A 23120-nucleotide genomic window follows, 5' to 3' on the forward strand; every position below is an offset into this window, starting at 1 on the left:
AAGAGGAAGGGACGGCATGGCCTACATGGATTGCTGCGACTGGGAGAGATGCACCCTGTGCGGAGAATGCCTCGTGAAATGCCCGGTCATGGGGATGGATGAGGCGGAGGCGAAGAAGGAGTTCGGGCTGCTGCTCAAGGGGGAGGTAGCGCCCAGGGTCTTCAGCGAATGTACCCTGTGCTTCAGGTGCAACGCCTACTGCCCGGAGGGGTTGCGGCCTTACGAGCTCATCCTGCAGCGCATATCCGACAGCCGGCCCAGGAAGCCCGCCATGCTGGGCTATTTCATCAACGGATTGCCGGCCCCCAACCTCTTCCAGGAATTATACGGTTCCCTCAGCTTCGATGAACAGCAGATCATCAGGCGCTGGTCCTCGGCTCCCGAGCCCGCGCAAGACGTGCTTTTCGTGGGCTGCGTGGGGAAGACCGTCTGTTACGACATCGAGAACTCGCGGGTGATGAAGGACCTGCCGAAATTCGGTCCCAGCGACGTGTGCTGCGGCGAGCTCGCCTACCGGGGCGGGGACTGGGAGACCTACAGCCGGGTGGTCGAGAGGCTGCTGGCGCGCCTTGAAAAGGTGCAGGCGGAGAGGCTGGTCTGTTACTGCGGGTCCTGCTACAACTTCCTGGGCAACATCCTCCCCAAGGTCTACGGGAAGAGCCTGCCCTTCCGGCTGGTATCGCTCTACGAGTGGATGCTGGAGAAGGTGGAGGCGGGCGAGTTGGAGGCCAAGAGGCCCCTCGGCTACCGGGCCGCGATACACGAGTCCTGTTACGTCAGCGAGCTGGGCCACGACTTTCAGGATGCCCTCCGTGAGCTGTACCGGGCGGCGGGGGTGGAGGTCGTGGAGCTGGAGCATAACCGGGACGAGTCGCTGTCCTGCGGGGCGGCGAGCATCGCCCGCCGCTGGAGCATACTCGACCTGCTCAAGGAACAGAACAGGCGCTACCGGGAAGTGAAGGCCTCGGGAAGCAAGGACATGGCGCTGAACTGCCCGGGATGCTTCCTCACCCTGGCCCCCACCAGCCGGTTCCACGGCATCAGGGTGCATTACATGGTGGAGGAACTGCTCAGGGCCTTCGGAGACGATATCACTACGCCATTGATCAGGCGCCTGCCCCGTTTTGCGTGGTTGTTGACCAGGAGGGCACCGCTGGCCTTGAAGAAGGTGGAACCGCCGTTTCCCGGATTGCAGGCTCGCTAGCTGGGAGGTTCCATGAACAGGACGGCGTGGAAATCCGCGGAAGAGCTCTCACTGTTAATGGGAGAGGCAAGGAGGGTGTCCATCTTCTCCTGCGGAATATGCGCCAACCTCAGCGGCACGGGAGGAGCAAGAGGCATAAGGCACCTTTCAAGGCTCTTGAAGAACTGGGGCAAAGAGGTGGTATGCAAGGAATGCCTCATCGCCTGCTGCCCCCTGGAGATCATGAAGCAGGCGGTGGAGAAGAACGGGAAGGCATTGCGGCAGAGCGACGCGCTGGTGGTCATCAGTTGCGCGGCGGGAGTGAAGTCCGCTTTCCTTGCCCGGCCGGGAGTGCCCGTTGTCCCCGTGGTGGACTCGGTGGGAAGCGTCCCCGTGGCAAGCTACGAAGACGACCTCGCGGCTCGAAGCCATTGCACCAATTGCGGCCGCTGCGTCCTGGCTTTCACGGGTGGAATCTGCCCCTTGAACGAATGTCCGGCGGGGGTGAAATACGGGCCTTGCTCCAGGTACGGAGAGGAGGGAAGCCGTTGCGCCCTGGACCCGACCCGGGAGTGCATATGGAAGGAGGTGGAGCGCAGGGGGGACCTGGCGAAGCTCGAACGGTTGAAGGAACTGCACAAGAGAGATGACCTCGAGAGGTTGCCCCTCCCTCCCCGCAGGAACACGCCCAGGCCTATCAGGAAGATCGCGGGCCGGTTGACGGTGCACGCGGGGTGGTTCGCGAGGTTCATCCCCTTGATCGATTGAGCGCGGCATCGCGCGCCTTGGTGATCGGCCGAGAGCTGAGAGAAGAAAGGCGAAGAGGGTGTTGGAGGTGCATAAGGTTTGCGCAAAGGAGCCGGAAAGGGAAAGATGGGTACGGTACGGGTGGTTTTTCGTACGGACAGGTTGGATGCAGTTGCGACGGCAGGACTTATAAAGGGAGGAGACAGGCGGCATGGCTCGTGATGGTTTGCAGGCAGGGGTGTAGCGATGGCTCCCGGATGTAAAATGGAAAATTTATGCATTCTTGCACGGCGGTTCGGAAAGATGCTGAAGGGGGTATAAGAGATGGCGGTGCAGACGATCAGGCCGTACGAGGGGTTGATAAACCGCGTATACGGGATCTTTTCCATCGTCGATCTGCTGCCCTACGAAATGAGCGACGAGGAGGTGGAGGGCATGCTGCACGTCCTTCCCTCCGACCTCCAGAAGACCATGCGGGCCTTCCTCATCCCCCGCATGCGCAGGGTCAGCCTGGATTTCCTGAAGGCCATCAAGGCCTGGCTGGACGGCGCTCACCGCGCCAAGCGGGAAGGAAAGAAGGTGCTCCTGGTCCCGTTCAACTTCCCGCCGGAGATAGTGTACTGTTTCAAGAACGCCTGGCCCATCACCAGCGAGGTCCTCTCCACCCTGGGAGTCGCCGCCCTGGAGGGACAGGGCGAGAGGTATTGGGATTACGCCATGGGCTTGGGACTCCCGGACTTCGCCTGCTCGGCGAACATGATCGAGGTGGGCTCCTGCCTCACGGAGTCCGACTTCACCCCCGACGCGGTGATCAATGACTGCTTCGCCTCCTGCGACATCAACTCGAAGACGCACGAGTTCCTGGCGCGCTACCTCGACATACCGCTGCTCTTCCTGGAGAAGACGGTGGATAATTCCGAGAGGGGAATACGGCAGTACTACCGCTACTTCAACGCACTCGTCCGCGACCTGGAGGAATTCCTGGAGGAGAAGCTGGACGAGGAGCGCATGCGGGAGGTCATAGGATACGCCAACCGGGCCACCGAGCTCTACTGGGAGCTCTGGGACCTGCACAGGTACTCGCCCTGCCCGGTGCCCAACGCCTTCTCCCTCTTTACCTACGGGGCGCGTTTCGTCATGTGGGGCACGGAGGACGGCGTAAGGTTCATGCGCTCCATGGTGGAGACGTCCAAGGAGAGGCTGGAGAAAGGGGAGTACCCGGCGCCGGAGGAGGTGGCCCGCAGCCTGTGGACGTACACCAGCTACTACTTCGACATGGCAGGGCTCTTCAACTGGATGGAGGAGAACGGCATCACCCACCTGGGGGACGGGCTGGACCTCTTCTTCCCGCGAGTCATAGACACCGGATCACGGGAGTCCATGCTGGAGGGGCTGGCAGAGGTGGCCCGGAACATGCCCATGACCCGGTGGATGGGCGCTCCCTCCATGTCCATGCACTGGCTGGACGACATCGCCTGGTGGGCCCGGGAACTGAACGCGGACTGCTGCGTCTACTGCGGACACCACAGCTGCAAACAGACCTGGAGCGTGTCCTCGATGGTGCGGAACGAGTTGATGAAACAGGCGGGGATTCCCACCCTCATCCTGCAGGGGGACTCCTGGATCCGCCGCATGACCCCCATCGAGACGCTGCAGGAGCTCATCCAGGAGTTCGTGGACAACGTGTTGAGACGCGGGAGAAGGAGGGCGGCCAGGACGCGATGAACGGCCCGGTCCCTGACCGGGAGGGCTTTTCGCCCTCGTTGCATCCTTGTCCGTCCGTGGTGCGCGGGTCGGGTAAGCCCGGCTGCGTTGTCGGAAGAGGGGGTTACGGTTCACTGGCGGACACCGGCGGCATCAAGGCCCGGGTGCAGGCTTTCCCGGAAAGGAGAAAGGGAAAGGCCGGCCGATCCCGGTTCGGATGGATCGGGAAGAGCGGAACGCCTCTGAAGGGGGGATGAGAGATGGCGGTGCAGACGATCAGGCCGTACGAGGGGTTGATAAACCGCGTGCACGGCGTCTTCTCCATCGTGGACAGGCTGCCGTACAACATGAGCGACGAGGAGGTGGAGGGCATACTGCACGTCCTTCCTCCCGACCTCAAGAAGACCATGCAGGCCTTCCTGGTGCCGCGGGTGCGCAGGAACGGCCTCGATTTCGTGAGGATGATCAAGGTCTGGCTGGACGGCGCCCACGAGGCCAAGAGGCAGGGCAAGAAGGTCATCCTGGTGCCTTTCAACTTCCCGCCGGAGATCGTCCACTGCTTCGAGGGCGCCTGGCCCATAACCAGCGAGGTCCTCTCCACCCTAGGCGTCACGGGCCTTGAGGGGCAGGGGGAGAGGTACTGGGACTACGCCATGGGCTTGGGGCTCCCCGACTTCGCCTGCTCGGCGAACATGATCGAGGTGGGCTCCTGCCTCACCGAGTCGGACTTCGCGCCGGACGCGGTCATCTCGGACTGCTTCGCCTCCTGCGACATCAACTCGAAGACGCACGAGTTCCTGGCGCGCTACCTCGACATCCCCCTCATCTTCCTGGAGAAGACGGTGGACAACAGCGAGCGGGGGGTGCGGCAATACCACCGCTATTTCATGACCATGATCGAGGAGATAGAGGAGCTGCTGGGCGAGGAGCTCGACCTGGAGCGCATGCGCCGGGTGGCGGAGTACGCCAACCAAGCCTCGGAGCTCTACTGGGAGCTGTGGGACCTGCACAAGTTCTCCCCCTGCCCGGTGCCCAACGCCTTTTCCGTCATGACCTACGGCGTGCGCTACACCATGTGGGGCACCGAGGAAGCGGTGAAGGTGATGCGCTCCATGGTGGAGACGTCCAAGGAGAGGCTGGAGAAGGGGGAGTACCCTGCGCCGGAGGAGGTGGCCCGCAGCCTGTGGACCTACACCAGCTATTACTTCGACATGGCCGGCCTCTTCAACTGGATGGAGGAGAACGGCATCACCCACCTGGGCGACGGCCTGGACCTGGTCTTCCCGCAGGTGATAGACACCACCTCGCGCGAGAGCATACTGACCGGCCTGGCGGAGATCACCCGCAACATGCCCATGACGCGGCAGATGGGCGCTCCCTCCATGTCCGCGCAGTGGCTGGACGACGTCACCTGGGCGGCGAAGGAGATGAACGCCGACTGCTGCATCTACTGCGGGCACCACAGTTGCAAGCAGACCTGGAGCAGCGTGACCATAGTCCGCAACGAGCTGCTCAAGCGCGCCGGCATCCCCACCCTCGTCCTGCAGGGGGATTCCTGGATACGCAGGATGACGCCCATCGAGACCCTGCAGGAGCTCATCGAGGAGTTCGTGAACAACGTGGTGAGGAAGAGGCGCCGGCGGGCGTCCCGGGAGGTGTGAGGTTCGATCGTGCGTGAGGGCCCCGCGGCTCGCGGGACAGGCCGTTTCTTCCCCGCCGCCGGACGCTTTTCCCGCGGCCGCCGGGGAGGGAGCTTATAATCAGGGTGAGCGGAGGTTTCCGGTCATCGGAGAACCGCCGCGGTAGCCGGCGGGTAGAGAAGGGAAGCGGCCGCATGGCCGCATGGAGAGGAGATGGAGACCGAAGGCTCACGGGCCTGCGGAAGGGAGACGAGAAGCGTATGAGCGTGCAGACGCAGCGCCTGCTGGAGGAGCTCGCGGAGCGGCTTTTCGTGAGCAGGAGCAGCCCCATATGGCCCGCCCTGGAGCAGTTGAAGGACGGAGCCGCGCTCAAGGTATGCGCTCCCGGCGGGTGCGCGGTGGGAAGGAAGCAGGACGGAGAGGTGGTCCTGGTGGACCCGGCCTCGACCAGGCCGTTGCTGGAGCTCCGTTTCGAGGACGTGGGCGACCTGGAGGCCTTCGGGAGGGTCAAGGACGCCGGGGAATTCGGCAGGCTGTTCCTTTCGCTCGCCGGCACGGGCAGGATGAAGGTGCAGGTGCTCGGACCATTCATGGAACTGTGGGCCATGGGGGTGGGCCAGTTCCTGATGAAGACGGGGATCCTGGCGCCGCCGGCGGAATACCGCGAGCTGATGGAGCCCCTGCGCCTGCGGGAGATCGCCTTCACGGAGATACTGGACGTCGCCTACCTCCAGGAGCTGGTGGACGAACTGGCCCTCATCCTGGGGGTGCGCCTGTGGGTCCTGGACATGGACTGCATGCCGGTGGTGGTAAGCACCACGGGAGGCGAGCACTGCAAGCTGATCATCGATTCCCTGGGAGGGGTGATGCGCTGCTACGACTCGGCCATCGGGGGTATGGCCGAACTGAGGAGGACCATGGCCCCCAGGGTGCGCATCTGTCACGCGGGGTTCCTCTGCTTTGACGCGCCGCTCATCCTCGGGGACGAGATGGTGGGGATGATAAGCGGGGACGCCTCCCTCGCGGAAGCCCCCGACACGGAGAGATACCGCGGGCTGGCCGAGGAGCTGGGGCTGGACCCCGCCCCGCTGCTCGCCTCGCTGGACAAGGTGCGCAAGGTCAATATCGAGGAGGTGGAATTCCTGCTCTCGGTGATCAACGCCATCGCCAAGGCGGTCGCGGAGATGAGCTACAAGCAGTACGTGAACACCAGGCTGAACCGGGAGCTGGAACAGAAGAACCTGGAGCTGAGAGCGCTTTTCCAGTCCATCACCGGCATCCAGGAGAAGGAGAAGGCGGCCATCGCGCGCGACCTGCACGACGACACCGGCCAGGACCTCACCAGCGCGCTGGTGAACCTGGAGATGGCGTTGGGGGAGGAGGGGATGCCGGAGAGCACGCGCCGGCACCTGAGGTCCGCGGCCGACGCCATATCCAAGGTCCTGGAGAAGCTGCACGACCTCTCCGCGTCACTGCACCCTCCCGTCCTCGACGACCTGGGCCTGCTGGAGGCGCTGCGCAACCTGGTGCGGCGCCTGAACGCATCGCACCCCACGGAGTTCAGGTTGCTGGTGAGAGGGGAGGACGACGACCTTCCGGGGGAGGTGAAGATAAACCTCTACCGCATAGCGCAGGAGGCTCTCTCCAACGTGATAAAGCATTCCGGGGCCAGCAGGGCCGTGGTCTACTTCGGCCGCGACGGCGGTGGTATCGACCTCATGATAAGCGACAACGGCAGGGGGTTCGCCCACCTCGCGGAGGGCGGCAAGTCGGGAGGCGGCGTTGCGGGAGAGGGCGGCAAGGAACGCGAGGGCGGGACGGACGACGGGAGGATACACCTGGGCCTGGTGAGCATGCGGGAGAGGGCGGAGCAATTGGGCGGCACCTTCCAGGTCTTTACGGGAGAGAGCGGGGTAACGGTGGGGGTGCATATCCCCGTGGAGAGGGACGTCGGCGCGTAGCGCCGCGCGGAGGCGGAGACGTGAAAAGTTGGGGGCAGAGCGTTGCGGTAACGGGGAGAGGGGGAAAGGAAGCGATAGGGAAAGGAAGCGATAGGGAAAGGAAGCGATAGGGAGACGGGAAGCGATGGAGGGAAAGGAAGCGAGGAAGAGAGTAAACGACAGGGAGACGGGAAGCGATGGCGGAGCGAGGGCGTGACGGGGCGACGCGGGTGCTCCTCGCCGACGATCATGCCATCCTGCGCGAGGGGTTGACGTCCCTCATCGAGAAGCAGGGCGACATCGTGGTGGTGGGCGAGGCGGAGAGCGGCGAGGAATGCCTGGAGAAAGCGGCGGAGCTCTCCCCGGACGTGGTGGTGCTGGACATCAAGCTGCCGGGGATGTCGGGCATCGAGGCATGCCGCCTGCTCAAGTCCGGCCACCCGGAGACGAAGGTGATAATCCTCTCCATGTACGAGGATTACGAGTACGTGAACCGCGCCCTCATGGCCGACGCTGACGGGTACCTGCTCAAGAAGGTGGTGGGCTCGGAACTGGTCAGCGCCATCCGCAAGGTCGCCCGAGGCGAGAAGGTCTTCAGCCCCCAGGTGTTGGAGATGATCGTCTCGTCGCTGCGGGACGACACGCGCGCCCGCGAGAAAGCGGGCACCATCGAATCACTGAGCACGCGCGAGTACGACGTCCTCTCCCTCATGAGCGAGGGGATGAGCAACAAGGAGATCGCCTCGTCCCTGCTGGTGTCACCCAAGACGGTGGAGAAGATAATCTCCGGGATCTACCGCAAGCTGGGGGTGAGCTCGCGCACGGCGGCCGTGAAGGTCTTTCTCAGCCCCCAGGCATGAGGCGTGGTCAGGGGTTGTAGCAGGCGAGGAGTCTGCGGCGCATCTCCCCGTGATCGAAGTCGCGTTTCACCTTTTCCAGCGCGCGTTCCGTGTAGGAGCGCGCCGCCTCCGGGGTTTCCAGGAGAAAGGCCACGGCCGCGGCGAGCTCTTCCTCGTCGCGGTCCCGCACCAGTATGCCGTCCAGGCCGTCGTCGATGATCTCACGCGGGCCGCGCACCCGGCTGGCGACCACGGGGGTGCCGGAGGCCATGGCCTCGATGATGCTCACCCCGAATCCCTCGCGCGAGGAGGGGTGAACGTAAACGTCGCACAGGCGGTGGAAGCGCTCCGGGTCATGCCGGTAGCCGGTGAGATGCAGCCGGCCCGCCAGCCCCAGGCGCGAGGCGAGAGCGAGCAGGCGCCGGGGCTCTCCCGGCTCGTGGGAGGAGTCTCCCACCAGCACCACGTGGAGACGGGGGTGCACGGGGAGGAGACGTGCCGCCGCCCGCAGCAGCACGTCGAGGTTCTTCTCGCGCCGTATCTCGCCGATGTAGCCGAGGACCACGGCCTCGGGCGGCAGTCCCAACTCCGCGCGCAGCCCCGCTTCCTCGCCGGGATGAAAGCGCTCCAGGTCCACGCCGTTGTACACCAGCAGCGCCTTGCCGGGCCCCACGATCTTGCGGGCGGCGGCGAGGGCCAGGTCCTCCGTGTTGACAAATATTACCAGATGACAGCGCCGTGCCGCGAAGCGCTCCGCCCGCAGCACCAGGCGGCGCCTCAGCCACGAGGAGCGGTGCGAGAAGTAGAAACCGTTGCAGGTATGGAGCACCCTAGGCACGCCCGCCTTCCAGGCGGCGGCGCGGCCCAGTATGCCGTCCTTGGGATTGTGGGTATGCACGACATGGAAATCGCCGTCGCGCACGAGCGCTTTCAGGCGGCGGTAGCAGGAGAGGTCGCGCAGGGGGGTGACACGGCGGGTGATGGGCAGGTCGTGCACCACGAGCCCCGCGTCCTCCAGCACCTCGGCGAAAGAGGTCACCCGGCAGGCCACGTGCACCTCGTGTCCCCTGCGCACCAGCTCGCGGAAGAAGGGGAGCATGTAGGGGGAAGCGGCGAAGCGGTCCAGGTTGCATACCTCGAGGATCTTCAGCCCGCGGCCCATCTCATAACTCGCAGACGGGCGGCATGCGCCGCTTGAACGACGACGCCTCCGCCATTCTCCTCACCTTGCGGACCAGGGAGGGGTCGCATCCCCGCCGCACCGCTTCCTCCTCGTCCAGGTGGAGATCGTAAAGGAAGTACAGGATGCGGTCCGCATCCTCGTAGGAGATGCCCATCTCACCCTCGTCGGTCTGCCCCTCCCAGAGATCCGCGGTGGGCGGTTTCTCGATGATGCCGGCAGGGACTCCCAGGTGGCGCGCGAGCATCCTGACCTGCGTCTTGTAAAGGCCTCCCAGCGGGCTGAAGGCGCAGGCCATGTCGCCCCACAGGGTGGTGTAGCCGAGCAAGGCCTCGGTGCGGTTGCCGGTGCCCAGCACCAGGGCGTCGAGGGCCGCCGACTGGTCGTAGAGGACGGCCATGCGGCAACGGGCCGTGAAGTTCCCCCGCCGCTTGCGGTCCGCCTGCGGAAAGAGGTTGAAATAGGCGTCCACCACGGGGGTGATGTCGATGACCTGGTGGGCGATGCCCAGTTCCCCGGCCACCTTCTTCGCGTCCTCGATGGACTGTGGGCTGGTGGTGCGGTAGGGGAGGAGGAAGGCCGTCAGGCTCTCCCTGCCCAGCGCGCGCACGGCGAGGTAAGCGGAGGTGGCGGAATCGAGGCCGCCGGAGAGGCCCACCACCAGGTGCCGCCTGCCCGCCTCCGCCGTCCTCTCGCGTATGAAATCGAGGAGGCGGGGCAGGGCTTCTTCCACGTCGAGGGTCGGTCCGCCGCAAACGTCCATGTTGCCTTCCCGTGCCTCTCCCCGCGCCCTTATCCCTTGTTCTCATTCTGCGGTCCTGCGCGCCCATGCCGTGCGGGCCACGTTTACCGCGCGAGGTTTCCGCGACGTGGCCTTACCGATGAAGTCCCGGGGTCGCCGCGCCGTGACGGTCGCGATGCCGCGGCGGCGCACGTGGGGACGCGGGGCATCATCGTGCAAGTGGCGCTCATCGCGCGTCATATCGCGCCTCGCGGTATTGCTACCCCTTGCATGATAACATAGCTACCATGGCGTGGGAGAAGAGCGGGGGAGCCTGGCGGGGAATGCTGGGGAGTTTGCTGGAGGAGTGCCGGGGAGCATGGCGAGGAGCGCAGGTGGTTCGGGAGGGAAACCCTGGGGCATGGGGGAAGTAAGGAGCGGCGAAAAACGGAGGGGGAGGCAAGGGGTGGAAGGGGGCGGAAAGAAAGGCGAGGGGCGCCGGGCGACTGAGACGCGGCGGCATGCCGGGGGCCGAGGGAGGCAGGGGAGCGATGGGGCGGAAGAAGGGGCGGTGGGGAAGGTAAAGCGGAAGCACCGGGTGAAAGAAGGACGATAAAGCGATAAAGCGAGAAAGCGAGAAAAGGGAAGACGGGAAGGCAGGAGGAGACGAGAGGCGGCTCAGCGTGCCATCGGCACGCGTCACTGTGCCGGGACGGAAAGCGCGCTTCCGGATGATCGAGAAGGAGAGGTGATATGGGCCTGGGTGAGGCTATCGAGAAGAAGGAGGCCGCGGTAGGGGTCATCGGCCTGGGGTACGTCGGCCTGCCCCTGGCCCTGGAGGCCGCCGGGGCCGGCTTCTGGGTGGTCGGACTGGAAAAGGATGGAGAGAAGAGGAAGCGCCTCCTACGGGGGGATGCCCTCTACGAAGGGGTGGACGGGGAGAGGTTGCGGGGGCTCCTGGAGGCGGGCAGGCTGCGCGTGAGCGGCGACAGCGGGGACCTGCTCCCCTGCGGCGTTATCTGCATATGCGTTCCCACCCCCCTCACGCGCACGCGCGAGCCCGACCTTTCCCACGTGCGGGAGGCGGCGCGGAAAGCGGGGAAAGTCGTCCGCGAGGGAGAGCGCCCGAAGCTCGTCATCCTCGAGTCCACCTCCTACCCGGGGACCACGCGGGAGGTGGTCCTGCCGGCGCTGGAGAGGGAGGGGTTGGTCGCGTGCGGGGACTTTCACCTGGCCTACTCGCCCGAGAGGGTCGACCCCGGCAGCAGGGACTGGAACATCGCTAACACGCCGAAACTGGTCGGCGGCCTGCGGGAGTGCTGTGGCGGCCTGGCGGAGAGGTTTTACGGTCATTTCGTGGAGAGGACGGTGCGCGTGAGCAACCTCGAGGTGGCCGAGATGGCCAAGCTCCTCGAGAACATCTTCCGCGGCGTCAACATCGCGCTGGTGAACGAGTTGTGGATGCTCTGCGACCGCATGGGGCTGGATGTCTGGGAGGTCATCGAGGCGGCTTCCACCAAGCCCTTCGGCTTCATGCCCTTCTGGCCCGGTCCGGGGCTGGGCGGTCACTGCATCCCGATAGACCCCTTCTACCTGGCCTGGAAAGCGCGGGAATACGACTTCCAGACGGAGTTCATAGAGCTGGCGGGAAAGGTCAACGTGGGCATGCCCTATTTCGTGGCCGGCCTGGTGGGGAGGGAGCTGAACCGGGCGGGCAGGACCCTGCGGGGTTCCCGCGTGCTGGTGCTCGGCGTGGCGTACAAGCCGGACGTGGCGGACACGCGCGAGACGCCGGCGGCGAAGCTCATGGAGCTGCTGAGGGCGGAGGGCGCCGAGGTGGCTTACCACGATCCCCACGTCCCGAGTTTCAGGCTCGGCGGGGAGTTGCTGGAGAGCGTGGAGCTGAGCGAGGCCGTTCTCGGGGAATGCCACTGCGTGGTGATCGTAACCGCGCACAGCGGGGTCGATTACGGCCTGGTGGCGCGTTGCGGGCTGCCGGTGGTGGACACCCGCAACGCCCTGCGCAAGATGGCCTGACCACGCCGCTTTACCGGAGACGGCCCGCGCGAGGTCGGAACACGAACAGCGCCTCTCCCATGATACCCGTGCCCATGACCCCTTTGCCGGCCGTGGCCGGGCCCCGGGCGCAGGACGAACCCCCTTCCTATTCGAATTCCTCGTAGCGCGGGAGGGACAGGAAGGGCTCCGCCTGGCGCCGGGTCTCCTCGCGCTGCCGCTCCACCAGGCGCAGCGCGCGCATCTGCTGGAGGAACCACCGGAAGGACGTGTTGGCCTGCACGGTCTCGCGCGCCGCCTTCGCCATGGCCCTCCTCTTCCTCTCGCCCAGGGCCAGGGCGCGGTGGACGGCATCGGCGGTCTCCGAGATGTCCAGGGGGTTCACCGGGATCACCGCGTTCCTCAGTTCCTGGTAGGCGCCCGCTCCCACCGAGAGGATGATCACCCCGTCCCGCTCGTTGAGCACCGCGCCCTCCTTGGATACCAGGTTCATGCCGTCGACCACGGGGTTGACCAGCAGCACGTCGTATTCCCGCAGGGCCGCCACGGACCGGGGGTAATTGTCCTCGATGTCCAGGTAGACGGGGTCCCATTCCAGCGAACCGTATTCGCGGTTGATGGCGTGGGAGAGCTCCTCTATCTCCCGCTTGAGGTCACGGTATTCCGCGAGCTCCAGGCGGGAGGGATAGAGGAGGTTGGCGAAGACGATGCGGTTGTGCCACTCGGGATGCCGGCGCAGGAAGAGGTCATAGGCCTGCAGGCCGCGCAGGATGTTCTTGGAGGGCTCCACGCGGTCCACGCGCACCAGGAGCTTGCGGCCCTGCGCCAGGGCGCGGAAGCGCGCGCGATACTCGGCCACGTCCGGCCTGTTGGAAATCCTTTCCAGGGCCTCGTGGTCGATGGAAATGGGGTAATGGCGGACGAAGGTCTCCCTTTCCCCGTGGCGGACGACCCTGCGCTTGAAGTCGACGGACGCCCTCACCGCCTCCCCCTCGCGGCAGCAGTGGAGGAAGTTGTTGGCGTAGTGGTGGGTGTGGAAGCCGAGCACGTCGTTGGCCAGCATCCCCTGCAGCAGCTCCCGGCGCAGGGGCTGGGGCAGGAGGCGCAGGTAGTCCGACTGCACCCAGGGGCTGTGGGTGAAATGGTGGATGAGGACGTCGGGCTCCCGCCTCCGGATGTATTGCGCGCAGAGGAAGAGGTGGTAGTCCTGCAGGAAGACGAGGGGCTTCTTGTCGGAGGAGCGTATTTCCCTGACTATCTCGTCGGCGAAGAGGCGGTTGACCTTGCGGTAGCCGTTGACCCAAGCCTCGTGCACGTACTCGTCTATGGTGGGTTTGCGGATAACGTCGAAGAGGTAGTGCTGCAGGGGCCAGAGCAGCGAGTTGCTGATGACGTTGTAGTACTGGTGGTAGTCACGGCTTTCGGGCGTGATGAACCTCACCCAGTACTGCGGCCTTTCCGGGGGCATGGCCAGTCGCTGCCGCGCCGTTTCCTGTGCCATGCGCGCGTCCTCGCGGGTGCGCGCCGCGGAGATCCACACCGCGTCGGTGGCGGTCAGGGCGGTGGACATCGCGGTGACGACGCCGCCTGCCCCCCGGTAGGCCTTGATGCTCCCGTCGGGTGCGCGCCTGAACTCCACCGGGCCGCGGTTGGAGGCGACGATGACGTACTTGTCCTTGAGGTACTGGCGGACCTGGCGCGGGGTTATGGTCTCCAGGTCCAGCTCGTCCAGCTCCATGCCCACCTCCTTCACCTAGAGTATAGCACCCGCGGCGTCGGGGAGCGGAAATGTATGGTAATAATTTACAGGAAACGGAAAAGGCGGAGGGTCAAGCGCGCCGTAGGCTGCCCGCGCCGGGGACCGGGCGCCGCAGGGATTTCGGTCCCGGGCGCCGCCCGCGCGCCGGGCTGGCCACGGCCCCACCTGTTCTGGCAGGGTCCTGTTGCGCCGCGTCGCCCGCGCGCCGCGCAAGCCGTGCCGGCCGGACCGCGGAACTATTCCCCGGAAACGCCGAGGCGCAGGGGCCGGCCCCACTTCTCCCGGAAGGCGATCTCCTCGAGGGGCTTGCGGCTGCGCGCCTCGGGATAGACGGCCGGGTACCCCAGCGGGGTCATGGCCACGATGCGCATGTTCTCGGGCACTTCCAGGATGGAACGGACCTTCTCCTCGTCGAACCAGCCGACCCAGCAGGTGCCGAGACCCTGGTTCCATGCCTCGAGGCACAGGTGCTGGAAGCAGATTCCGATGTCCACCAGGTAGTAATCCTGGCCGTTCGCCTTCCCCGATGCCTCCGGGTCCGCGCAGGCCACGATGAGCACGGGTGCGGTGGCCACCGCCTTCTGGGCGGGGTTGTTCTGCAGGGTGGCGGCGACCGCTTCCCTTATCGCCCGGTCCGTGACGACGATAAAGCGCCAGCACTGCATGTTGGCCCAGGAGGGGGCGAGGCGGGCCGCCTCCAGGACGGCCTGCAGCTTCTCGTCCTCCACGGGACGGTCGCCGAACCTGCGTATGCTGCGCCTCTCCTCGAAGAGCTTCATCACCATGGGATCATCTCCTTCTCCCTCGTCCGCCCGGTTCCGCTCCACGGGCGATGCAGCTTCAGGCATCCCGCTTCGCTTTTCCGTCATGCCGGCTAACGAGAATTTATCAGATTCCCCGCGCGTGTTGAAGGCCGCGCGAGGCGGGAGCGGGAGGGGGTGGGGTGTTGCCGGCGGGGCGCGGGATCGCGAAAGGAGAGGCGTGGCGCGGCCCCCCGAAACCATGTCCTGCGACCGGAGGGCGAAGACGTGATCCCCGCGGGGAGCCCCGGGGGAAGCAGAAGATCGAAGATGTGACCCCCGCCGGGAGCTTGGTATAGAATTACAGTTGATCCGCACTGCGGAGGTCGTGAGCGGCGAAAACGGGAACGGTAAGGAGGGCAGATGCTGCCGAGGGTACCGGTTCAACCGCGCAGCCTGGAGCAGTACCGGGGAATAGCCGACGCCGAGGTCCTGGAGGACATACGCTCCCTGGCGAAGGGGCTGCAGGGCGCGCGGGTCCTGCACCTTAACAGCACCGCCCACGGGGGAGGGGTGGCGGAGATGCTCTACACCCTGGTTCCCCTCATGGAGAGCGTGGGCCTGCGTGCCGAGTGGAGGCTGATCGAGGGCGACCAGGACTTCTTCACCATCACCAAGCTGTTCCACAACTCCCTGCAGGGCATGGAGATCCCCATCACCGACGAGATGAAGATGAAGTACCTGACGGTGTGCGACGAGAACGCCGCACGCTTCGACCAGGAATACGACTTCGTGATCGTGCACGACCCCCAGCCGTGCGCCCTCATCGCCGCACTGGAGGGGACCCCCTACCGCAGGGGAAAGTGGATATGGCGCTGCCACATAGACTCGACTTATGCCCGCGACGACGCCTGGGAGTTCCTGAAGCATTACATCGACCGTTACGATGCCGCGGTTTTCACCATGGACAAGTACATCAAGACGCCGCTGCGGGTGCCCTACCTGGCCTTCATCCCGCCCTCCATCGACCCCCTGAGCGCCAAGAACATCATCCCGGAAAAAAGGGTGCAGTCGGACATCGCCCGCCGCTACGGCGTGGACGAGACGCGCCCCATCATGCTGCAGGTGTCCCGCTTCGATCCCTGGAAGGACCCCCTGGGCCTGGTGGACTGCTTCCGGGAGGTGAAGAAGGTCCACCGGGACGTGCAGCTCGTGTACCTGGCCAGCATGGCCGATGACGACCCGGAGGGATGGCACTATTACGAGAAGACCTACGAGTACAGCGCAGGGGATCCCGACGTGTTCCTCCTCTCCAACCAGCAGGGCATCGGCAACGTGGAGGTGAGCGCCTTCCAGGCCATGGCCACGGTGGTCATCCAGAAGTCCCTGCGGGAGGGATTCGGGCTCACCGTTGCCGAGGCCATGTGGAAGCGCAAGCCCGTGGTGGCCGGCCGGGTGGGGGGCATCCTCCTGCAGGTGGACGACGGGGTCAACGGTTTCCTGGTGGACAGGATAGAGGAGGCCGCGGAGAAGGTCTGCCTGCTCCTGGAGAGTCCCGCAACCGCCCAGCGCATGGGCGACGCCGGACACGAGAAGGTGAGGCGTAACTTCCTCTGCACGCGCCACCTGCGCGATTACCTGCGCTTCTTTGACCTGCTTCTCGCGTGAGAGCCGTATGCGGGGCGCCCCGTGGCGGAACCACGGACGTGTCGGAGGCCCATACCGCCCCGGGCCGGGCCGGAGGCTCCTGCCGCCGCGGGAAAGCCCCGCGGGTAAACCTCGCGCTCCCGGCGGTCGAGTGAAACCATAGTGTATCCTTATTGATATGTACTGTGCGTGCCCGTCGCCGCCGGCGTCCGCAGCGGGACCGGGCGGCGCTCAGGGCGTCCCGGTAATGCGGAGGCGGCCCATGTCCCGGTCCGGGGACCGGGCGGGGGAAGGTGGATATGGAGGAGATCGTCTCGTTGGGTGAAGAGGCTGACCCGCGGAACACGCCACCGTGCGCGGAAGAAGGGTACGGGAAGGCGGACGGGAGGGTCGTGGAGCCGAGAGGGAAGGACCTCATCGTCTTTGAGAAGGTGAGCAAGGTCTACCACCTGGGCGAGGTCGAGGTGGCCGCCCTGCGAGACGTGGACCTGGTGGTGAGGGAAGGGGAGTTCATCGTCATCCTGGGGCCGAGCGGTTCCGGCAAGACCACGCTCCTGAACCTCATCGGCGGCATGGACACCGTCACCAGCGGCAGGTTGACCGTAAACGGACGGGACATCTCCGGCCTTGACACCAGGGGGCTGACGGACTACAGGCGCACGCAGATAGGTTTTATCTTCCAGTTCTTCAACCTCATCCCCACCCTCACTGCCCTGGAGAACGTGGAGTTCGCCCTGGACCTGGTCTCGCAGAACGAGAGGGGGAAGGCCAGGGAGGCGCTGGAGATGGTGGGCCTGGCGGCGCGGGCGGACCATTTTCCCAGCCAACTTTCGGGCGGCGAGCAACAGCGGGTGGCCATCGCCAGGGCCATCTGCAAGGACCCGCCCATACTCCTGTGTGACGAGCCCACCGGGGAGCTGGATTACGAGACGGGGAAGAACGTCCTCGGCGTGATGCAGCGCATCAACAGGGAAAAAGGCCAGACCATCATACTGGTCACCCACAACTCGGCCATCGCGGAGATGGCCCACCGCGTCGTGCGCCTGCACAGCGGCGAGATAGCCGAGATAGTCGAGGTGGAGAACCCCAGGGACGCCGGCGAGCTCGTCTGGTAGCAAGCGCGGAGCCGCAGGTCATGGCCAGCGCCTGGCCCCGTCCGTGACTTCCCGGGCACGTTCACGGCACGCTCACAGGAGGCGGGAGAGGAGTTCCAGGAGGCCGCTGGGGCCCTCCACGGTGAGGTCGGCGACGGCCTCCAGTTCCACGGGGGTCTCCGGGGAGAGCACGGCCACGGCGATCCCCTCGAACCCTCCCTCGCGCATGAGCCGGCGCAGGCCCCGGAAGGCGTCGACGTCGGTCAGGTCATCGCCGGCATAAAGGGCGCGGCGCAGTTTCCAGCCCCGGGAGAGGCGGGCGAGCACGGTGCCCTTGTCGATCTCCACCGGCGGGCGCAGCTCCACCGTCTTGCGGCCGCGGCGCGTCCGCAGGCCGAACCTGAGCGCTGCGCTTTCCGCCAGGCGCAGCACGTCAGCCTCCAGGGCGGGGTTTTCCCGGTAATGGAGGGAAACGGTGAGCATCTTGTCCTCCAGCGTCACGCCGGGCAGCCCGGAAAGGGAGGCGCGCAGCTCCTCGCGGGCCTGCTCCAGCGCGGGAAGATGGGGCAGGACCTCGGGGTCCACGCGGGGCTCCTCCTCCATCCATTCCATGCCGTGCACGCCCACGTAATGGATGTGGGGGAGCCCGACCAGTGAGGCGACATCGGCGGCTCTCCGTCCGGAGAGTATGCAGAGGGGGTAGCTCATGGCCAGGCGGGGGAGCAGCTCCGCGGCCATGGGATGCAGACGGGCGCCGCCCGGTGAGGGCGCTATGTCGCTGATGGTGCCGTCGAAGTCGAGGAAGAGGCCGCTGCGCCGGGTGTCCTCGCGGAAGTCCTCGATCCAGCCTGGTTTCTCGTCCATGCGTCCTCCCGATGTCGAACGGGTCGAAGGCCTGGAGCGCGGCCGCTCCGGTTCCCGCGGGGGCGACGTTCCTTCTCATGCAGGCGTTGTACCGGTTGTGCCGCCGCCGCGCTGCCGCGCGCGGTGTTCCCTACGCCGCCCCTTCGATGTTAACGGTGTTCGCGCGCGTGGCGCAACGGCTGTGCGTCACGCTCGGGGCGCGGGAGCGCGCCCGGACACCCGGGGCGGGAGAGGCGAAGCGGGGGACAGGTGCCGGCGGGTCGGGGCCCGTGACAAGTGGACGGGTACGGGCGGGTCAGGGCCCGTGACGGGGGACAGGTGCCGGCGGGTCGGGGCCCGTGACAAGTGGACGGGTACGGGCGGGTCAGGGCCCGTGACGGCGCAGGGGCGCAAAGACGCGCAGGCGCCGCGGTGGCCGCGCCGCCACCGCGGCCGTTTCCTCCCCCGCCACCACCGCGGCCGGGTTCTCCTCGAGGAGGAGGCGGGCCGCATCCTCACCGAGGCTGCGGGCGAGAAGGGCGTAGGCCGGGGAGAGGTCGGGGTCCCTAGCGGCGGGGCCGTGGGCGTCGGAGGCGACCAGCCTCGCCAGTCCCTGCGAGAGCAGGGCTGCGGAGCACCGCCTCGCTGCCCGCCCGTAGAGCCCCAGCAGGGAGCCGGAGTTGACCTGGATGAGGATCCCCCGCTCCGCCAGCTCCCTCACCCTATCGGGACGGGAGGCCAGGAAGCGGTTGCGCTCAGGGTGTGCGAGTATGGGTGTGATGCCCCTCAACTGCACGAGGAAGAGTATGTCCGCCGCAGCGTTGGGCATGTCAACGAGGGGGAGGTCCGCGAGGAGGTAACGTCCGTTCCCGGCCAGGGTCAGGCGCTCCATTTCCCCGCTCTCCCTGGCCCAGCGGTAGAGACCGGCGTTGATCCTGACCTCCACCCCGGGCACGAGGTCGAGGCCCAGGTCCCGCGAGCGCAGGAGCCCCCGGTATTTCTCCACCGCCGTGGGAATATCTTCCAGGCAAGGCAGGGATTCCTCGAGGTCGCAGTGGGGCGTGGCGACCATGCGCGCCGTCCCTCCCCGCAGGGCAATGGCGGCCATCTGCAGGAATTCCCCGTCGTCCGCGGCGCCGTCGTCGAAGCCTGGAAGGATATGGGAGTGGATGTCCGTGAAGGCCAAGTTACCTCCGCAAGTTCTGCCTGTACCAGTCCACGGTGCGCGCGAGCCCCTCGGAGATGCTCGTGCGCGGCTTCCACCCCAGGACCTTCCCGGCCCTGTCGGCGCGCAGGGCTATGTGCTCGAGCTCGCCGGCGCGAGGCGGTTCGTACTGCGGGCGCCCTTCGAAGTCCAGCATCTCCGCCAGCAGGCGGTAGAGCTCGTTGACCGAGGTCTCCACCCCGGTGCCGATGTTCAGGAACTCCCCTTCCCCCGTGGAAAGCGCCGCGCGGTAGGCGTCGACGACGTCTTCGACATAGACGAAATCCCTTGTCTGCTCGCCCGTTCCGAAGATCACCGGCTCCTCCCCGGCCAGTATCTTCCCTATGAAGATGGCCACCACGCCCGCTTCGCCGAAGGGGTTCTGGCGCGGGCCGTAGACATTGGCCAGGGCCAGGGTGCAGCAGGCCAGGCCGTAAGTGCGCTCGTAATAGCGGATGTATTCTTCGGCCACGAGCTTGCTCACGCCGTAGGGGGAATCGGGGCGCCGCGGGGCGTCCTCGGAGACGGGAAGGCTGTCGGGTTCCCCGTAGACGCATCCCCCCGAGCTCGTGTTGATGAAGCGGCGCACCCCGTTCTGCGCCGCCAGCTGCAGGAGGTTGATGGTCCCGAGCACGTTAACGTCGGCGTCGAAGACGGGGTCCTTGACCGAGACCCTCACGTCGGGCTGGGCCGCGAGGTGGATGACCGCGTCCAGCTCCTTCCCCTTGAAGGCGGCGACGACGTTGCCGTCCCTGATGTCCATGTGCAGGAAGGAGAAGCGGTTTTCCCGGGCGGCGTCCTTGACCCGGTAGAGGTTCTCGAACTTCCCTGTGCTGAGGTTGTCAACCACAGTCACCGTGTGCCCCTCCTCCAGGAGGGTATCCACCAGGTTGGAGCCGATGAAGCCGGCCCCTCCCGTGACCAGAATACGCATCCCGTCACCTCCCGTCATTCTCTCTTGCTCTCCTGCGGGCCCGTTGTCGCCCCCACCGCCGTTCGCCGCCGTGGTGGTCCCGGGCCGCGCGGCTCATGATGTCCTGCCCGCCACGCCCTTCCGCGCCTGGGGGGAGGACGCAGGGACCTCCTCCCCCGCCGCTTCGCGGCGGAGGGAAGCGAAAATGGACCAGAACTGCGGCCGCACGCCCCTGTATTCATCCCTGGGCGCGCGCCCCTCGCACTGGAAATAACAATCGTCGGCAACGACGAAGCAGAGGATGAAGGTGGTCTCCTCCCCCATGACGTTGCCGTCGCATTCCACGTAGAAAGCTGGCATGTTCCCGATCCTGGTATAGGTGAAGATCTCCGGGTCCTCACCGGCTTCCCCGGCGGGAGGCGTCCCTCCCGGGACGCCCTCTTCGCCCGTGTCGGGTGGTGCGCCGGTCACCGTTCCCCCCAGGGCGCGTATGCGCTCCTCCGCGATGCCTTCCAGGTACTCCTTTATAGCTTCCAGTCCCCCTATGGAGACCACGGGATCGAGGTAGCTCACCTGGATGTCGAGGAGCTTGCGCGAGCTTAGGGAGATGCGCACGGAGGCGAGCGCCCCGTTTGCGGGAGGTTGCTCGCTCAGGGTCCAGTTGTCGGGATAGGCAAGGCTGTAACCTACCCTGTCGTCGCGGTACTCGAGCGCGCTCTCCCGGCTCTCCTCCCGGCTCTCCCCCTCTCCCTTGCCTCCCCAGGCCATGCGGTAGACGAAATAGCCGGCGCCCGCGAGCACGGCGAGGGAGGCCAGGACCAGGAGGAACACCGCGAGGTAGAACCAGAGGCTGCGGCGACGGGGAAGGGCGATGTCCGGCTCGGGCGATTCGCTCAGGAAGCTCTCAACCAGGCTCTCCTGCGAGAGCGGCGTGCCGCAGATGCCGCAGAACTTCGCACGCTCCGGCTGGTAGCTGCCGCACTCGGGGCAGATCAACTCCTCACCTCCGTCCCGGCGCCCGGGTCAAGTCTGGCGCCGCGCCCTCGCGCGTCCCCACCAAGCATACGCCATCCTCGCGCGTCCCCATGATATGACATCCTCTATGACTTCCTCGCGCGTCCATACGATCTTGGCTCCCATAATCTTATTCTTGGCTCCTATAATCTTATTCTTTGCGCCCGTTTGCGTCACCTTGGTAGACGCCGGCAGCATCGCCCTTGTGCCGGGATATGCCGTCGGGGCGGCCGCGCCCGCTCGTTTTCTCCGCATGTGCCGCCGGGGCCGCCTCGCCGCGGGTCCCTCCCAACGTGGATAGCCCCGCTCAACGCGGATAGTTGAAGTACACCACGCGCTCCACGAGACAGGGCTCACCCATCTCCACCCGCAGCGAGAACTCCTGGTTCTCCAGCCCCGGGACCTCGTTCGCCTTGAGGGTGGCGCGGCTGTGCGCGGGGACAAACAGGGAAAGGGGGACCAGGCCGCCGTCGTTCTTCATGAAGGTGACGGACGCGCCGGTGTCGGCGTCCCCCGGGTTCATGATGGTTATCCAGGTGTCGAAGAAGGGAGAGGTGTATCCCTCCGCCAGGAGGTGCACCCTGGAAAGCTCCCTGCGGCCCAGTTCCGCGTGGCCGCCGGGGCACTCGCGGTAACCGAAGTAAACGGCCCTCTCCGCCACCACCGGCCGGGTGGAGGTTATGCGCACCGACACGTCGGTGTTCCCCAGCCCCGGCAGGGCGTCCACGTGCACCGTCATGCGGCTGTGGGGGGCGGCGGTGAAGGTGAAGGGGCGCACGCCGCCGTCGGGCAGCATGAAGTCGAAGCAGGTGACGGCGTGATCGTCCCCGGGGTTGAGCACCACCAGGTACTCGTCGAAGCCCTCCCCCGTGTACCCCTCGGCGAAGTACCAGCGGTCGCGGAGCTGCGTCAGCCCCGCCGTCGCGTGCCCTCCCGTCTTCCCGTGGTATTCGAAGTAAACGGCCCTCTCCGCCACCACCGGCCGGGTGGAGGTTATGCGCACCGACACGTCGGTGTTCCCCAGCCCCGGCAGGGCGTCCACGTGCACCGTCATGCGGCTGTGGGGGGCGGCGGTGAAGGTGAAGGGGCGCACGCCGCCGTCGGGCAGCATGAAGTCGAAGCAGGTGACGGCGTGATCGTCCCAGGGGTTGAGCACCACCAGGTACTCGTCGAAGCCCTCCCCCGTGTACCCCTCGGCGAAGTACCACTCTTCGGAGGCCTCCCGCACGGCCGCCGCCGCATGCCCCCCGCGTATGGGCTGCGGGGGTGGCTGGAAACGGCCGGGGATGATGGAGATGGGGGTGCCGTTAGGGGCCCAGTAGTAGGGGATATGCGCCTGATCGGGATGCAACCTTATGCAGCCGTGCGAGGCGGGGCTTCCCAGGCCCGCGTAGTTCCCCTGCACGCCGTTGTACGTGGGCCAGGCATGCAGGGCGTAATCCTCGAAGAAACCCATCCAGTAATAACACACGGTGCCGGGATACTTGGGGACGGGGTGCGCGTAGTCGTGGTAGAGAATGCGGAAGTCCCCGGTGGGCGTTGGGGTCGCGCCCGTTCCCGTGGAGACGGGGAAGACGTAGACCACGCGCCCGTTCTCCATGCAGTACAGCTTCTGCTCCGCCAGCGAGACCACCATCGATTTGCGCACGCTGACCGCGGCGGAGGGCACGGTAAAGACGGTGGCCAGCAAACAGGAGGCGAGGAGGAGCGCGGCCCCCATGCGGAAAAGCCCCTGCCGCCTCCACGTCCCCTCTATGGAATGCCGCGGCGCCGCCGCGCGCGGCCACGTTCTTCCTCCCGACTTCTCCATCACATGCCTTGCTTCTCGCTTTAGTGCCGCCTTCCCTGCTCGCGCACAGGGTTAATTATGGGTGAACGCGGCGGGTTTAACAATAGCGCGTGGCGGTCCCGGGAAGGGAGGACGAGGAGGGAAGAG

Annotated in this window: 18 protein-coding genes; 9 read left to right on the plus strand and 9 right to left on the minus strand. The window is 66.2% G+C overall.

All coding sequences use genetic code 11. The features are described from left to right. The first annotated feature begins 16 nt into the window (after window positions 1-16). The 6 genes from H5T73_11220 (at window position 17) to H5T73_11245 (ending at window position 8074) form a co-directional block, all read left to right on the plus strand. A complete protein-coding gene (locus H5T73_11220; protein ID MBC7248331.1) occupies window positions 17-1204 on the plus strand; it encodes a (Fe-S)-binding protein in 1188 nt (395 codons plus the stop codon). Window positions 1205-1216: 12 nt separating this feature from the next. Continuing rightward, a complete protein-coding gene (locus H5T73_11225) occupies window positions 1217-1951 on the plus strand; it encodes a methylenetetrahydrofolate reductase C-terminal domain-containing protein (protein MBC7248332.1) in 735 nt (244 codons plus the stop codon). Window positions 1952-2254: 303 nt separating this feature from the next. After that, on the plus strand, window positions 2255-3655 hold the full coding sequence (locus tag H5T73_11230) for a 2-hydroxyacyl-CoA dehydratase (GenBank protein ID MBC7248333.1): 1401 nt from the start codon (window positions 2255-2257) through the stop codon (window positions 3653-3655). 239 nt (window positions 3656-3894) lie between these two features. Next, window positions 3895-5295 (plus strand): 2-hydroxyacyl-CoA dehydratase, encoded by a 1401-nt coding sequence (locus H5T73_11235; GenBank protein MBC7248334.1) that lies wholly within the window; start codon window positions 3895-3897, stop codon window positions 5293-5295. A gap of 239 nt (window positions 5296-5534) precedes the next feature. Next, window positions 5535-7235 carry a PocR ligand-binding domain-containing protein gene (locus H5T73_11240; protein MBC7248335.1) on the plus strand — a complete coding sequence of 567 codons (1701 nt, stop codon included), beginning with the start codon at window positions 5535-5537 and terminating at the stop codon, window positions 7233-7235. Between the two features lie 176 nt (window positions 7236-7411). Further along, window positions 7412-8074, plus strand: coding sequence for a response regulator transcription factor (locus H5T73_11245; protein MBC7248336.1), 663 nt, complete (start codon window positions 7412-7414; stop codon window positions 8072-8074). A 7-nt stretch (window positions 8075-8081) separates the two neighbouring features. Here H5T73_11245 and H5T73_11250 read toward each other — a convergent pair whose 3' ends face one another. Together H5T73_11250 and H5T73_11255 are read right to left on the minus strand one after the other, a co-directional pair. Further along, the gene (locus H5T73_11250; protein MBC7248337.1) at window positions 8082-9215 is read right to left on the minus strand and encodes a glycosyltransferase family 4 protein; all 1134 of its coding nucleotides are present in this window, start codon (window positions 9213-9215) and stop codon (window positions 8082-8084) included. Between the two features lies 1 nt (window position 9216). Further along, window positions 9217-9996, minus strand: coding sequence for an NAD+ synthase (locus H5T73_11255; GenBank protein MBC7248338.1), 780 nt, complete (start codon window positions 9994-9996; stop codon window positions 9217-9219). Window positions 9997-10707: 711 nt separating this feature from the next. Between H5T73_11255 and H5T73_11260 the strand changes: the two genes are divergently transcribed. Continuing rightward, complete coding sequence (locus H5T73_11260) at window positions 10708-11991, plus strand: nucleotide sugar dehydrogenase (protein MBC7248339.1); 1284 nt, start codon at window positions 10708-10710, stop codon at window positions 11989-11991. A gap of 127 nt (window positions 11992-12118) precedes the next feature. Here H5T73_11260 and H5T73_11265 read toward each other — a convergent pair whose 3' ends face one another. Then, window positions 12119-13708 carry a trehalose-6-phosphate synthase gene (locus H5T73_11265; GenBank protein ID MBC7248340.1) on the minus strand — a complete coding sequence of 530 codons (1590 nt, stop codon included), beginning with the start codon at window positions 13706-13708 and terminating at the stop codon, window positions 12119-12121. A gap of 257 nt (window positions 13709-13965) precedes the next feature. Then, on the minus strand, window positions 13966-14508 hold the full coding sequence (locus H5T73_11270; GenBank protein MBC7248341.1) for a nitroreductase family protein: 543 nt from the start codon (window positions 14506-14508) through the stop codon (window positions 13966-13968). A 384-nt stretch (window positions 14509-14892) separates the two neighbouring features. On the opposite strand from H5T73_11270, the gene H5T73_11275 reads away from it, so the two are divergent. After that, on the plus strand, window positions 14893-16137 hold the full coding sequence (locus tag H5T73_11275; protein MBC7248342.1) for a glycosyltransferase: 1245 nt from the start codon (window positions 14893-14895) through the stop codon (window positions 16135-16137). A gap of 278 nt (window positions 16138-16415) precedes the next feature. Next, window positions 16416-17231 (plus strand): ABC transporter ATP-binding protein, encoded by an 816-nt coding sequence (locus H5T73_11280; GenBank protein MBC7248343.1) that lies wholly within the window; start codon window positions 16416-16418, stop codon window positions 17229-17231. Between the two features lie 72 nt (window positions 17232-17303). On the opposite strand, the gene otsB is transcribed toward H5T73_11280, so the two are convergent. The 5 genes from otsB to H5T73_11305 form a co-directional block, all read right to left on the minus strand. Further along, window positions 17304-18074 carry a trehalose-phosphatase gene (gene otsB, locus H5T73_11285; protein ID MBC7248344.1) on the minus strand — a complete coding sequence of 257 codons (771 nt, stop codon included), beginning with the start codon at window positions 18072-18074 and terminating at the stop codon, window positions 17304-17306. 364 nt (window positions 18075-18438) lie between these two features. Beyond that, entirely contained in the window at window positions 18439-19239 is an 801-nt protein-coding gene (locus H5T73_11290) for a phosphotransferase (protein ID MBC7248345.1), read from the minus strand. Window position 19240: 1 nt separating this feature from the next. Next, window positions 19241-20191, minus strand: a complete 951-nt coding sequence (locus tag H5T73_11295) for an SDR family NAD(P)-dependent oxidoreductase (protein ID MBC7248346.1) — start codon at window positions 20189-20191, stop codon at window positions 19241-19243. A 93-nt stretch (window positions 20192-20284) separates the two neighbouring features. Next, entirely contained in the window at window positions 20285-21166 is an 882-nt protein-coding gene (locus H5T73_11300; protein ID MBC7248347.1) for a zinc ribbon domain-containing protein, read from the minus strand. Window positions 21167-21491: 325 nt separating this feature from the next. Beyond that, window positions 21492-22994, minus strand: a complete 1503-nt coding sequence (locus tag H5T73_11305; GenBank protein MBC7248348.1) for a L,D-transpeptidase — start codon at window positions 22992-22994, stop codon at window positions 21492-21494. Window positions 22995-23120: the final 126 nt, after the last annotated feature.

This window comes from Actinomycetota bacterium (genome assembly GCA_014360655.1).
Lineage (GTDB): Bacteria > Actinomycetota > Geothermincolia > Geothermincolales > RBG-13-55-18 > JACIXC01.

What these genes read in the sequence shown, in the direction of transcription:
- H5T73_11275 (MBC7248342.1), top strand. Translation starts at nt 14,893, where the DNA reads ATGCTGCCGAGGGTACCGGTTCAACCGCGCAGCCTGGAGCAGTACCGG.
- H5T73_11230 (MBC7248333.1), top strand. Translation starts at nt 2,255, where the DNA reads ATGGCGGTGCAGACGATCAGGCCGTACGAGGGGTTGATAAACCGCGTA.
- H5T73_11260 (MBC7248339.1), top strand. Translation starts at nt 10,708, where the DNA reads ATGGGCCTGGGTGAGGCTATCGAGAAGAAGGAGGCCGCGGTAGGGGTC.
- H5T73_11265 (MBC7248340.1), bottom strand. Translation starts at nt 13,708, where the DNA reads ATGGAGCTGGACGAGCTGGACCTGGAGACCATAACCCCGCGCCAGGTC.
- H5T73_11270 (MBC7248341.1), bottom strand. Translation starts at nt 14,508, where the DNA reads ATGAAGCTCTTCGAGGAGAGGCGCAGCATACGCAGGTTCGGCGACCGT.
- H5T73_11235 (MBC7248334.1), top strand. Translation starts at nt 3,895, where the DNA reads ATGGCGGTGCAGACGATCAGGCCGTACGAGGGGTTGATAAACCGCGTG.
- H5T73_11255 (MBC7248338.1), bottom strand. Translation starts at nt 9,996, where the DNA reads ATGGACGTTTGCGGCGGACCGACCCTCGACGTGGAAGAAGCCCTGCCC.
- H5T73_11250 (MBC7248337.1), bottom strand. Translation starts at nt 9,215, where the DNA reads ATGGGCCGCGGGCTGAAGATCCTCGAGGTATGCAACCTGGACCGCTTC.
- H5T73_11220 (MBC7248331.1), top strand. Translation starts at nt 17, where the DNA reads ATGGCCTACATGGATTGCTGCGACTGGGAGAGATGCACCCTGTGCGGA.
- otsB (MBC7248344.1), bottom strand. Translation starts at nt 18,074, where the DNA reads ATGGACGAGAAACCAGGCTGGATCGAGGACTTCCGCGAGGACACCCGG.
- H5T73_11305 (MBC7248348.1), bottom strand. Translation starts at nt 22,994, where the DNA reads ATGGAGAAGTCGGGAGGAAGAACGTGGCCGCGCGCGGCGGCGCCGCGG.
- H5T73_11280 (MBC7248343.1), top strand. Translation starts at nt 16,416, where the DNA reads ATGGAGGAGATCGTCTCGTTGGGTGAAGAGGCTGACCCGCGGAACACG.
- H5T73_11245 (MBC7248336.1), top strand. Translation starts at nt 7,412, where the DNA reads ATGGCGGAGCGAGGGCGTGACGGGGCGACGCGGGTGCTCCTCGCCGAC.
- H5T73_11225 (MBC7248332.1), top strand. Translation starts at nt 1,217, where the DNA reads ATGAACAGGACGGCGTGGAAATCCGCGGAAGAGCTCTCACTGTTAATG.
- H5T73_11295 (MBC7248346.1), bottom strand. Translation starts at nt 20,191, where the DNA reads ATGCGTATTCTGGTCACGGGAGGGGCCGGCTTCATCGGCTCCAACCTG.
- H5T73_11240 (MBC7248335.1), top strand. Translation starts at nt 5,535, where the DNA reads ATGAGCGTGCAGACGCAGCGCCTGCTGGAGGAGCTCGCGGAGCGGCTT.